Source organism: Virgisporangium ochraceum, assembly GCF_016863655.1.
In the GTDB taxonomy this organism is placed as follows: domain Bacteria; phylum Actinomycetota; class Actinomycetes; order Mycobacteriales; family Micromonosporaceae; genus Virgisporangium; species Virgisporangium ochraceum.
Map to the genome: position 1 here is coordinate 1 of NZ_BOPH01000148.1, position 13,633 is coordinate 13,633.

The window sequence follows — 13,633 nt, forward strand, 5'->3', positions numbered from 1 at the left end:
AACCTGTCCGCGTTCGTGCTGTTCTCCTCGCTCGCCGGTGTCCTGGGCAACCCCGGACAGGCCAGCTACGCCGCGGCGAACTCGTTCCTCGACGCGCTGGCACAGCACCGGGTCGCGCGGGGCCTGCCGGCCGTGTCACTGGCCTGGGGGCTGTGGTCGGAGGCCGAGGGCATGGGCACCGGGGTCCGGCACGTACCCGGTCTGTCCAATGAGGAGGGTCTGGCGCTGTTCGGCGCCGCGCTCACCGTGGGCACCCCGCTGCTGGTCCCCGCGCGCCTGAACCTGACCGCGATGGCCGGGCTGCCCCTGCTGCGCGGACTGGTCCGCGCGCCCGCCCGGCGCACCGCGGCCCGCGACGACGTCGTGCGCGGGCTCGCGGAGCTCACCGGCGCCGACGCCGAGAAGGCGCTGCTGGACCTCGTCCGCGGCCAGGTGGCCGCGGTGCTCGGGCACGCCGGCGCCGACGCGATCGAACCCGGACGCGCGTTCACCGAGCTGGGCTTCGACTCGCTCGGCGCGGTGGAGCTGCGCAACCGGCTGGCCGAGGCGACCGGGCTGCGGCTGCCGGCGACGCTGGTCTTCGACTACCCGTCCTCGCTCGCGCTGGCCACGTACCTGCGCGACGAGCTGCTCGGTACGGCCCGCGACCTCGACACGCCGGTGGTCGCCGCGCGTCAGGACGACGAGCCGATCGTCATCGTCGGGATGGCCTGCCGGTTCCCCGGCGGCGTCGAGACCCCCGAGGACCTGTGGCGGCTGGTCGCCGACGGCCGCGACGCGATCTCCGGCTTCCCGGTCGAGCGCGGCTGGGACGTCGACGCGCTCTACCACCCCGACCCCGACAACCCCGGGACCAGCTACGTCCGCGAGGGCGGCTTCCTGTACGGCGCCGACCGGTTCGACCCCGCGTTCTTCGGCATCTCGCCGCGCGAGGCGGTCAGCACCGACCCGCAGCAGCGGCTGCTGCTGGAGACGAGCTGGGAGGCGATCGAGCGGGCCGGCATCGACCCGCGCAGCCTGCGCGGCAGCCGCACCGGCGTCTACGCCGGCGTCATGTACCACGACTACGCGGAGGTGCTGCAGAACGCGGTCGACGCGATCGGCGGCTCGGTCGGCTCCGGCACCGCGGGCAGCATCGCCTCCGGCCGCGTCTCCTACACGTTCGGCCTGGAGGGGCCCGCGGTCACCATCGACACGGCGTGCTCGTCGTCGCTGGTCGCGCTGCACCTCGCGGTGCAGGCGCTGCGGCGCGGGGAGTGCGACCTGGCACTCGCCGGCGGGGTGACCGTGATGGCGACGCCGGGGACGTTCGTGGCGTTCTCCCGCCAGCGGGGGCTGTCGCCGGACGGCCGGTGCAAGGCGTTCGCCGGTGCCGCCGACGGCACCGGCTGGGGCGAGGGCGTCGGGATGCTGCTCGTGGAGCGGCTGTCGGACGCGCGGCGCAACGGCCATCCGATCCTCGCCGTGGTGCGCGGGTCCGCGATCAACCAGGACGGCGCGAGCAACGGCCTGACCGCGCCGAACGGTCCGTCGCAGCAGCGGGTGATCCGGCAGGCGCTGGCGTCCGGTGGTCTGTCCACTGTGGACGTCGACGCCGTCGAGGCGCACGGCACCGGCACGAAGCTCGGCGACCCGATCGAGGCACAGGCGCTCCTGGCCACCTACGGGCAGGAGCGGGACATCCCGCTCTGGCTGGGCTCGGTCAAGTCCAACCTCGGCCACACCCAGGCCGCCGCCGGCGTCGCCGGCATCATCAAGATGATCAAGGCGATGGAGCACGGCGTCCTGCCGCGCACCCTGCACGTCGACGAGCCGTCGCCGCACGTGGACTGGTCGGCCGGCTCCGTCGAGCTGCTCACCGAACAACAGCCGTGGCCGGCCGTCACGAGGCCGCGCCGCGCGGCGATCTCGTCGTTCGGCATCAGCGGGACCAACGCGCACACCATCATCGAGCAGCCGCCGGCGCCGGAACCGGCACCCGAACGGACGGTCGCGGGCCCGGTACTGTGGCCGGTCTCCGCCGCGAGCGAGGCCGCCCTCGCCGGCCAGGCCGACCGGCTGCGGGAGGTCGACGCCCGGCCGGTGGACGTCGGGTTCACGCTGGCCACCGGGCGCGCGCAGTTCCCGTACCGGACCGCGGTCGTCGCCGCCGACGCCGAGGAGTTCCGGCGCGGGCTGGCCGCGGTCGTGCGGGGCGAGGCGGCGACCGGGGTCGCCCGCGCCGACGGCCGGGTCGCGTTCCTGTTCCCCGGCCAGGGCTCGCAGTGGCCCGGCATGGCCGTCGAGCTGCTCGACACCGACGTGGTGTTCCGCGAGCGGATGACCGAGTGCGCCGCCGCCCTCGCCCCGTACACCGACTGGTCGCTGTTCGAGGTGCTGCGCGGCGGACCGGAGGCGCTGGAGCGCGTCGACGTGGTGCAGCCGGTGCTGTTCGCGGTCATGGTGTCGCTGGCCGAGGTGTGGCGCGCCCACGGCGTGCACCCGTCGTCGGTCGCCGGTCACTCGCAGGGCGAGATCGCGGCCGCGTGCGTCGCCGGCGCGTTGAGCCTCGACGACGCCGCCCGGGTGGTGGCGCTGCGCAGCCGGGCCCTGCTCGCGATCGCCGGCCGGGGCGCGATGGCCTCCGTCGCGCTGTCGGCCGCCGGCGCCGCCGGGCTGATCGCGCGCTGGGACGGCCGGCTGTCGGTCGCCGCGAACAACGGGCCGGCGTCCGTCGTGGTCGCCGGCGACCCGGACGCGGTCACCGAGCTGCTCGAGGCGTGCGCCGCCGACGGGACCCGCGCGCGGCGCATCGCCGTGGACTACGCCTCCCACTCGGCACACGTCGAGGCCATCCGCGACGAGCTGCTGGTCGCCCTGGCCCCGATCAGCCCCCGGCCGGCGCAGGTGCCGTTCTACTCGACGGTCACCGGTCAGGTGATCGACGCGGTCGAGCTCGACGCCGCCTACTGGTACCGCAACCTGCGCCACACCGTGGAGCTGGAGTCGGTGACCCGGTCGATGGTCGCCGACGGGCACCGCTACTTCATCGAGATCAGCCCGCACCCGGTGCTCACCGTGCCCGTGCAGCAGACCCTCGACGACACGCCCGGCGCGGTCACCGTCGGCACGCTGCGCCGCGACGACGGCGGCCGGCGCCGCTTCCTCACCTCGCTCGGCGAGGCCTGGACGCACGGCCTCACCCCCGACTGGACCGCGCTCTACCCGCACGCCCGGCTCACCGACCTGCCCACCTACGCCTTCGAGCACGAGCGCTACTGGCCGACGCCGGCCGCGCGGTCGGCCGTCGCCGGCGACGCGACCGGGCTCGGGCTCGGCCGGGCCGACCACCCGCTGCTCGGCGCGGCCGTGCCGCTGGCCGGCTCCGACGGCTACCTGTTCACCGGACGGCTGGCGCTGGCGACCCACGGCTGGCTGGCCGACCACGCGGTCGCCGGCACGGTACTGCTGCCCGGCACGGCGTTCGCCGAGCTCGCGCTGCACGCCGGCGACCAGGTCGGGTTCGGACGCGTCGACGAGCTGACCCTCGAGGCGCCGCTGGTGCTGCCGGAGTCCGGCGGCGTGCAGCTGCAACTCGTCGTCGGCGCCGTCGACGCGGCGGGTCGGCGTCCCGTCGCCCTGCACTCGCGGGTCGAGGGCACCGACGAGGCCCAACCGTGGGTCCGCAACGCCTCAGGCGCGCTCACCCCGCGCACCGCGGCGTCCACGACCGGGCCCCAGCAGTGGCCGCCGGCCGACGCCGACCCGGTTCCGGTCGACGGGCACTACGCGGCGCTCGCCGGCCTCGGGTTCGAGTACGGCCCGGTGTTCCAGGGCCTCACCGCGGCCTGGCGCCGCGACGGCGACCTGTACGCCGAGGTGTCGCTGGGGGAGACCGACGCCGGTGTTCCCGACCCGGACCGCTTCGCGCTGCACCCGGCCCTGCTCGACGCCGCGCTGCACACCATGGCGCTTCCCGGACCGGCGGAGGCCGGCGACGGCGCGAGCGGGGGAGGCGGCCGGCTGCCGTTCTCGTTCAGCGGCGTCACCGTCTTCGCGCCCGGCACCGGCGGAACGCTGCGGGTGCGGCTGCGGCCCGCCGGCCCCAACCAGATCAGCCTCGACCTCTTCGACGGGGCCGGTGCGCCGGTCGCGTCGGTGGAGTCGCTGCTCGTCCGCGAGATCGGACTCGACCAGCTGCGGGCCGGGAGCACCAGCTACCACGAGTCGCTGTTCCGGCTCGACTGGACGCCGGTCGCCACCGGCGGTGCGCCGGCGACAGGCACCTGGGCGCTCGTCGGCGCCGACCCGCTCGACGCCGCCACCGGCCTGCAGGGCGCCGGGATCCGGCCCGATACCTACGCCGACCTCGGCGCGCTGGTCACGGCCGTCGCCGCGGGCGCACGCGTCCCCGACGTCGTGCTGGTGACGATGGCCGGCGACACCGACGCGCGCACCGCGACCCACTCGGTGCTCGACCTGGCACAGGCCTGGGTCGCCGCCGACGGCCTCGCCGGCGCGACCCTCACCGTGCTCACCCGCGGCGCGGTCGCCGCCGACGGCGAGGAGCACCCGACCGACCTGGCCCGCGCCGCGGTGTGGGGCCTGCTGCGCACCGCGCAGTCGGAGAACCCCGGCCGGTTCGCGCTCGCCGACGTCGACGGGTCCGACGCCTCCGTGCGGGCCCTGCCCGGCCTGCTCGCCGCCGGTGAACACCAGGCGGTGGTGCGCGAGGGCCGCGCGCGGGCGGCGCGGTTGGCGCGCGTCGCGGTCACCGCACCGTCCGCCGCAAGCGAGGTGGGACGCCTCGGCGGCGGCACGGTCGTGGTGACCGGCGCCGGCGGCGCCCTGGGCGGGCTGCTGGCCCGGCACCTCGTGCGCGCTCACGCGGTCCCGTCGCTCCTGCTCTTGAGCCGGCGCGGCCCGGCGGCCGCCGGCATGGCCGACCTGGTCGCGGACCTCCGCGCTCTCGGTGCCGAGGCGACGGTCGCGGCCTGCGACGTGGCCGACCGCGACGCGCTCGCCGCGGCGCTGGCCACGGTGCCGGCCGACCGGCCGCTGACCGGCGTGGTCCACGCGGCCGGCGTGCTCGACGACGGCGTCCTCACCTCGCTGACGCCCGAACGCCTCGACCGGGTGCTGCGCCCGAAGGTCGACGCGGCGCTGAACCTGCACGAGCTGACCGCCGACCTCCCGCTGGCCGCGTTCGTGCTGTTCTCCTCCGCGGCGGGCACGTTCGGACGGCCCGGACAGGCGAACTACGCCGCCGCCAACGCGTTCCTCGACGCGCTGGCACAGCACCGCCGCGCCGCCGGGCTCCCCGCGGTGTCGCTCGGCTGGGGCCTGTGGGCCGAGGACAGCGGCATGACCGGCGCCCTCGCCGACGGCGACCGCGAGCGGATGAGCCGCGCCGGCGCGGTGGCGCTGTCGTCGGAGGAGGGCCTCGCGCTGTTCGACACCGCGCTCGGACTCGACGCGCCGACGCTGGTGCCGATCAAGCTGGACCTCGCCGGGCTGCGGGCACAGGTCGGCGACGGCCCGGTGCCGCCGCTGCTGCGCGGGCTCATCCGCGTCGCCACCCGGCGCGGACCGGCACCCGGCGCCGCCGAGGCGTCGGCGCTGGCGCAGCGGCTGCGGGGCCTCGACGAGGCCGAACGGGAGCGGGTGCTGCTGGAGGTCGTGCGCACGCACGCCGCCGCGGTGCTCGGCCACGCCGGTCCGAACGCGGTCGAGCCCGACCGGGGCCTGCTGGAGCTCGGCATCGACTCGCTGACCGCGGTCGAGCTGCGCAACCGCCTGGCCGCCGTCACCGGGCTCCGCCTGCCGGCCACGTTGATCTTCGACTACCCGTCGGCGAACAAGCTCGCCGGCTACCTGGCCGGCGCGCTGGAGGCCGACGAGGTCGACGCGGTCGCGCCGGCCCTCGCCGACCTGGAACGGTTGGAGACCGCCCTCGCCGGGCTGACCGCCGGCAGCGAGGCGCGCGACGGCATCCGGCACCGCCTCGCCACCCTGCTCGCCGCGCTCGACGACGAGCCGGCGCCGGACGGCGGCGAGACCGTCACCGACAAGCTGCGGTCGGCATCCGACGACGACCTGTTCGACTTCATCGACAACGAGCTGGGCCGGGCCTGAGGCCCCCTGCGTTACTGAAAGAGGAACCGGCCGTGAGTGAGGACAAGCTCCGCGACTACCTCAAGCGGGTCGCCGCGGACCTGCACGAGACCCGTCAGCGCCTGCGCGAGGTGGAGGACGCCGACCAGGAACCGGTCGCGATCGTCGCGATGGGCTGCCGGTACCCGGGCGGGATCCGCTCGCCCGAGGACCTGTGGCGGCTGGTCGCCGACAGCGGCGACGCCATCGCGCCGTTCCCGCGCGACCGCGGCTGGGACCTCGACGCGCTCTACGACCCCGACCCGAACCAGCCCGGCACCACCTACGTCCGCGAGGGCGGCTTCCTCACCGACGTGGCCGACTTCGACCCGGAGTTCTTCCGCATCAGCCCGCGCGAGGCCCTGGCGATGGACCCGCAGCACCGGCTGCTGCTGGAGATCTCCTGGGAGGCCCTGGAACGCGCCGGGGTGCCGCCGCGGTCGTTGCGCGGCAGCCGGTCCGGGGTGTTCGTCGGCGTGATGGGACAGGACTACGCGAACCTGCTGCTGTCGTCGCCCGGTGGGTTCGAGGGCGCCGAGGGCTACCTCGCGACCGGCACGTCGAACAGCGTCGCGTCCGGCCGCATCGCCTACACGCTCGGGCTGGAGGGTCCGGCCGTCACCGTCGACACCGCCTGCTCGTCGTCGCTGGTGACCCTGCACCTCGCCGCGCACGCGCTGCGCAGGCGCGAGTGCGACCTCGCGTTCGCCGGCGGCGTCACCGTGATGTGCACCCCGGGCAGCTTCGTCGAGTTCAGCCGCCAGCGCGGCCTGGCACCCGACGGGCGCTGCAAGCCGTTCTCGGCCGACGCCGACGGCACCAGCTTCTCCGAGGGCGCCGGCATCCTGCTGCTGGAACGGCTCAGCGACGCCCGCCGCAACGGCCACCCGGTGCTCGCCGTCGTGCGGGGCAGCGCGGTCAACCAGGACGGCGCCAGCAGCGGGCTCACCGCGCCGAACGGACCCTCGCAGCAGCGGGTCATCCGGCAGGCGCTGGCCGCGGGCCGGCTCACCGCCGACCAGGTCGACCTCGTCGAGGCGCACGGCACCGGCACGAAGCTCGGCGACCCCATCGAGGCGCAGGCGCTGCTGGCGACCTACGGCCGGGAGCGGCCGGCCGACCGTCCGCTGCGGCTGGGCTCGGTGAAGTCGAACATCGGGCACACGCAGGCGGCCGCGGGCGTGGCCGGCGTCATCAAGTCGGTGCAGGCGCTGCGGCACGCGATCGTGCCACCGACGCTGCACGCCACCACGCCGTCGCCGCACGTCGACTGGTCCGCCGGCGCGGTGACGCTGGCGACCGGGTCGCAGCCGTGGCCGGAGACCGGCCGGCCGCGCCGCGCCGCGGTGTCGTCGTTCGGCATCAGCGGGACCAACGCGCACGTGATCCTGGAGCAGGCGCCCCCCGACGAGGACGCTCCGGCGGACCCGGCTGTTCCGGTGCCGGTCGTGCTGTCCGGTCGCACCCCCGAAGCCGTGCGCGCACTGGCCGCTTCACTCGTCGACCAGCCGCACCGCCCCGTGGACGTCGCCTTCACCCTCACCGCGACCCGCGCGGCGTTCGAGCACCGCGCCGCGTTCGTGGCCACCGACACCGACTCGCTGCGGGCCGGGTTCACCGCTGTCGCCGCCGGCCTGCCGCACGACGGGGTCAGCGTCGGCGAGGCGGGTGCGGCCGGCAAGGTCGTGTTCGTCTTCCCCGGCCAGGGCTCGCAGTGGGCCGGCATGGCCGTCGACCTGCTCGACACCTCGCCGGTCTTCGCCGCCCGGATCGCCGCCTGCGCGCGGGCGCTCGCCCCGCACGTCGACTGGCGGCTGGAGGAGGTGCTGCGCGACCCGTCGCTGCCCGAGCGCGTCGACGTGATCCAGCCCGTCCTGTGGGCGGTGATGGTGTCGCTGGCCGACCTGTGGCGTGCGCACGGCGTCGAGCCGGGCGCGGTGCTCGGCCACTCGCAGGGTGAGATCGCGGCGGCGGTGGTCGCGGGGGCGCTGTCGCTGGAGGACGGCGCGCGCGTGGTCGCCCGGCGCAGCCGCGCCCTCACCGCGCTCGCCGGTCAGGGCGGCATGGTGTCGGTCGCGCTGCCCGAGGCCGACGCGGAGCCGATGATCGCGCGGTGGGACGGGCGGATCGCGGTCGCCGCGGTCAACGGGCCGTCCTCGGTGGTGGTCTCCGGCGACCCCGACGCGCTGGAGGAGCTGCTCGCCGCGTGTGCCGAGGGCGAGGTGCGGGCGCGGCGCGTGCCGGTCGACTACGCCTCGCACTGCGCGCACGTGTCGCGCATCGAGGAGGACGTGCTCGCCGAGATCGGCGCCGTCGCGCCGGGGCGGTCGCGCGTGGAGATCTTCTCGACGGTGACCGGCGAACCTGTCGACGGCGCCGAGCTGGACACCGCGTACTGGTACCGCGGGCTGCGCCAGCAGGTGCGCTTCGAAGCGGCCGTGCGGTCGGCGCTGGAGCGCGGGTACGCGCACTTCGTCGAGGTCAGCGCGCACCCGGTACTGGTGATGGGCATGCGCGAGACGTTCGACGACGCGGGCGCGGCCGCCGAGGTCAGCGGCACGCTGCGTCGCGACGACGGCGGCCTCACCCGGTTCACCGCGTCGCTGGCCGAGGCGGTCGCGCACGGCGTCACCCCGGACTGGACCGCCGTCTTCGCCGGCCGCGGGTCGCGGGTGGTGCCGCTGCCGACGTACCCGTTCCAGCGGCAGCGGTACTGGCCGGACGTCACCGCCGCACCCGTGGTCGCGGACCTGCCCGCCGACCTCGACGCCGACGCCGACTTCTGGGCCGCCGTCGACGGCGGCGACACCGACCGGGTGGCGGCCGAGCTCGACCTCGCCCCGACGAACCTGGACGGCCTGCTGCCGGCGCTGTCGGCGTGGCGGCGCCGCCGGCGCGGCGACGCCGCCGCACGCCGCTGGCGGTACCGGATCGTGTGGCGCGACGTGCCCGCCGCCCCGGGAGCGACGCTGAGCGGCACCTGGCTGCTGGTGAAGCCCGACGGCGTCACCGACGGCGGGGTCGCCGGTGCGCTCACCGAGCGCGGTGCCGACGTCCGCACGGTGACCGTTCCGCCGTCGGCCGGACGCGCCGACCTCGCCCACCTCGTGGGCGCCGTGGGGGGACCGGTCGCCGGGATCCTCTCTCTGTGCGGCCTCGACACGCGCCCGTCGGAGCGGCCGTGGGTGCCGGCCGGGCTGGCCCTGACCACCGCGCTCGTCGGCGCGCTGGACGACCTCGACGCGACCGCGCCGCTGTGGCTCGCGACCAGGGGCGCGGTGTCCTGTGTGGACGGTGACCCGCCGGCGGACCCGGAACAGGCGCAGACCTGGGGACTGGGCCGGGTGGCGGGCCTGGAGCACCCACGGCGCTGGGGCGGCCTGGTCGACCTGCCGGAGACCGTCGACGGCCGCGTCGCCGACCGGCTCGCGGCGGTGCTGGCAGCGCCTTCCGAGGGCGAGGACCAGGTGGCGGTGCGCGCGTCCGGCACCTACGCCCGGCGGCTGGTGCGCGACACCACCGACCTCTCCGCCGCGGAGGACTGGCGTCCGCGCGGCACCGTGCTGGTGACCGGCGGCACCGGCGGACTCGGCCGCCAGGTGGCCCGGTGGCTCGCCGCGCACGGCGCTGACCACCTCGTGCTCACCAGCCGGCAGGGCGCCGACGCGCCCGGCGTGGCCGACCTCGTCGCGGAGCTGACCGCCGCCGGCGTCCGGGTGACCGTCGCCGCCTGCGACGTCGCCGACCGCGACAGCCTGGCCGCGCTCCTCGACCCGCTGCACGACCTCACCGCGGTGGTCCACACCGCCGGCCTGGGCCAGATCGGCACGCCGCTGGTCGACACCGGTCCGGACGAGCTGGCCCGGATCTGCGCGGCGAAGGTCGGCGGCGCCGCCCACCTCGACGACCTCCTCGGCGACCGGCCGCTGGACGCGTTCGTGCTGTACTCGTCCGGCGCCGGCGTGTGGGGCAGCGGCGGGCAGGGCGCGTACGCCGCTGCCAACGCCTACCTCGACGCGCTGGCCGAGCGGCGCCGCGCGCGGGGCCGGGCCGCCACCTCGGTCGCCTGGGGCACCTGGGGCGGCGGCGGCCTCGCCGAGGGCGAGATCGGGCGGCGGCTGCTGCGGCTCGGCCTGCCGCCGATGGCGCCGGAGGCGGCACTCGCCGGCCTGCGCCGGGCCCTCACCGCCGGCGACACCGCGGTGGTGCTGGCCGACATCGACTGGGACCGGTTCGCGCCCGGCTTCACCGCCGCCCGCGCCCGGCCGCTGATCGCGGAGATCCCGGAGGTGGCCCGGCTCGCGGTTGCCGACGACGCCTCAGCGGGCGGCGGTGGCACGGACCTCGCGGCCCGCCTCGCCGGGGCGCCGGCCGGCGACCGTGCGGAGATCGTGCTGCGGCTGGTGCGCGAGCGGGTGGCTGCGGTGCTCGGGTTCGCTGGGGCCGACCAGATCCCGCCCGGGCGCCGGTTCACCGACCTCGGGTTCGACTCGCTGGCCGCCGTCGGGCTGCGCAACGCGCTGAACGCGGCGACCGGGCTGAAGCTGCCGGTCAAGGTGCTCTTCGAGCGGCCGACCTCGCAGGACCTGGCCGGGTGGCTGCTCGACGAGCTCGACCTCGACGTAGCTCCCGCGGCCGTCGCCGAACAGGATCCGCTCGTGTCGATGGCGGCGATGTACCGGCAGGGCTGCGCCGACGGGAAGCTCGCCGAGGCCGCCGACCTGCTGCGCGCGGCCGCCGACATCCCGCCCGCGCCGGACAGCTCGCTGGACTCGCTGTCGGACCTGTACCGGCGCGGCTGCGACGTCGGCGAGTTCAGCCGGGCGAGCACGCTGCTCATGACCGCGGCGGCGCTGCGGCCGACGTTCGCCGGGCCGGCCGAGGTGAGCAGCCCGCCGGAGTTCATCACGTTCGCGCGGGGACCGCGCCGTCCGGCGCTGGCCTGCTTCACCTCGATCAGCGCGCTCGCCGGTCCGCACCAGTACAGCCGCCTCGCCGTCGCCTGCGACGGGGTCCGCGACCTGTCGGTGCTCAGCGCGCCCGGGTTCACCCGCGGCGAGAAGCTGCCCGCCGACCTCGACGCGCTGCTCGACCTGCAGGCCGACGCGGTGCTGCGGCAGCACCCGGACGGCGCGCCGTTCGTCCTTGCCGGAGCCTCCGGCGGCGGGTGGCTGGCGTACGCGGTCGCCGCGCAGCTCGAGGCGCGCGGCGTCGCGCCGCACGCGGTGGTGCTGATCGACACGTACTTCCCCGACGACGGCATCGGAACGCTCAAGGGCGCGCTGCCGGGCATGGTGCAGGGCGGGTACGAGCGCGAGGAGACCTGGGGCTACATGGACAGCGTCGGGTTGTCGGCGATGGGCTGGTACCTGCGGCTGTTCGGCGGCTTCTGGTCACCGGTGGACGTGGAGGCGCCGACCCTGCTGCTGCGGGCCACGGAGTTCATGCCGGGCGGGGACGCCGACGAGGCACCGCCCAGGGAGGAGTGGCAGGCGTCCGGGAAGTTCGCCGACACGGTCGTCGACGTGCCCGGCAACCACTTCTCGATGATGGACGAGCACGCCCCCTCGACCGCGAGCGAGATCGACGCCTGGCTGGGCACGCTGGCGGGGTCCGAATAGGGGTTCTTTCCTCCGGTGGCAACCCGTTCAATTGGTTAAGTACCCCTGCTTCCAGCTGATGGGGATTCGATGACAACTGTCGCCATTCGGCCGTCGACCGTGTTCGACGGGCTGCCGCCCACTCCGCGGGATCCGCGGCTGTGCCTCGGAACGCTCCTGGACCCGCACTCGGTCTCGGCTCTGCATCCCGCCGACGCCAGCGGGGTCACCGCGGTCCGCGGCCGGATCGACGGACGCACCGTGGTCGCCTTCTGCGCCGACACCGCACTGACGGGCACGGCCGGTGGCGGCCGGATCGTGCGGGCCGTCGACGCGGCCATCAGCCAGCGTTCACCGGTCGTCGGCCTGTGGTACTCCGGCGGCCCACAGCCGACCGACGACGACCCGGTGCTCGCCGCGATGGAGCGGGCGTCCGGCCGGGTTCCGCGGATCTCGGTGGTGCTCGGTCCGGTGACCGGCGCGGTGGCGTCACGGGCCGACCTGGTCATCAGCGCGCCCGCTGCCCGGCCGTTCGCCGGCGGTCCCGACCTCGCCGTGGACTCCGAGCCCGACGCCTACGCGCGGGCCCGGCAGCTGGTCGGGCTGCTCGCCCGGCCGTTCCTCGCCGGTCCGGGCTCCGGGGTCGCCGACGGGCACGCCCTGTTCGACCCGGGCTTCGTCGAGCTGCGGACCACGTGGGCCGCCACCATCGTCACCGGGCTGGGCCGGCTGGCCGGCCGCACGGTCGGCGTGGTCGCCAACGACCCGGCGCGCGCGGGCGGTCGCATCGACCCGCTCACGGCGGCGCGGGCGGAGCGGTTCGTGCGGACGTGCGACGCGCTCGGCGTCCCGCTGCTCGTGCTCACCGACGACCCCGACGCGACGCGGCTGGCCGGGTTCGACGGGGCGTCGGTGCCGCGCGTCACGGTCGTCACCCGCAGGACCTACGGCGGCGACCTCCGCCGTCGACTGGCCGAGGCGTTCGCGGCGGCACCCGCGGGTCGCGCCTGGTGGTCGCACAGAAGCACTCAGCACCGCACGATCCCGCTCTAGGAGGAGCCGACCCATGACATCGTCCATTGTGGACTCCGACACCTGGATCCGCCGGTTCCACCCGGCCCCGGCCGCGCCGGTGCGCCTGGTCTGCTTCCCGCACGCGGGCGGCTCGGCGAGCTTCTACTTCCCCGTGGCCCGGGCGCTGTCGCCCGGCATCGACGTGCTCGCGGTGCAGTACCCCGGCCGGCAGGACCGGCGCGCCGACCCCAACGTCGGCGACATCCACGACCTGGCCGACCTCGTCGCCGAGGCGGTCCGCGGCTGGACCGACAAGCCGCTCGCGTTCTTCGGGCACAGCCTCGGCGCGGTGCTCGCGTACGAGGTGGCCCTGCGGCTGGAGGCCAGCGGCGACGCGACCCTGGTGCGGCTGTTCGCGTCCGGACGGCGCGCACCGTCGCGCTACCGCAACGAGGGCGTGCACAAGCGTTCGGACTCCGGCGTCATCGCCGAACTGCAGGCGTTGAGCGGAACCGACGCGGCCGTCCTCGGCGACCCCGAGATCCTGCGGATGATCCTCCCCGCGATCCGCAGCGACTACCGGGCCATCGAGACCTACCAGCACGACCCGACCCGCGGCCTCTCGGCTCCTATCACCGCGTTCACCGGCGACGACGACCCGAAGACCAGCCTCGAGGAGGCGCTGGCCTGGTCGGGGCACACGAGCGGCGCGTTCGAGCTGCAGGTCTTCCCGGGCGGGCACTTCTTCGTCAGCTCGCAGGCCCCGAAGGTGCTCGCGGCGATCACCGAACAGCTCGGCTGAGATCACCGGCGCACGAACGCGGAAAGGGGCGGACGCAATGTCCGCCCCTTTCCCGTTGCCCTCGCTCGTAATGTAACCGTATTCT

The 13,633-nt window shown here is 75.9% G+C and carries 2 protein-coding genes and 2 pseudogenes; all 4 read left to right on the forward strand.

What is annotated here, in order from left to right; translation table 11 throughout:
* On the forward strand, positions 1 to 6,114 hold a 6,114-nt coding region (locus tag Voc01_RS49655; RefSeq protein WP_203934800.1), incomplete at its 5' end, for an SDR family NAD(P)-dependent oxidoreductase.
* Positions 6,115 to 6,149: 35 nt separating this feature from the next.
* Positions 6,150 to 11,753: pseudogene (locus tag Voc01_RS54365) on the forward strand (type I polyketide synthase); the annotation flags it as partial.
* Between the two features lie 69 nt (positions 11,754 to 11,822).
* Positions 11,823 to 12,686, forward strand: a pseudogene (locus tag Voc01_RS54925) (carboxyl transferase domain-containing protein); the annotation flags it as partial.
* Between the two features lie 112 nt (positions 12,687 to 12,798).
* A complete protein-coding gene (locus Voc01_RS49670) occupies positions 12,799 to 13,548 on the forward strand; it encodes a thioesterase II family protein (RefSeq protein WP_203934803.1) in 750 nt (249 codons plus the stop codon).
* The last annotated feature ends 85 nt before the right edge of the window (positions 13,549 to 13,633 follow it).

What these genes read in the sequence shown, in the direction of transcription:
- Voc01_RS49670 (WP_203934803.1), top strand. Translation starts at nt 12,799, where the DNA reads ATGACATCGTCCATTGTGGACTCCGACACCTGGATCCGCCGGTTCCAC.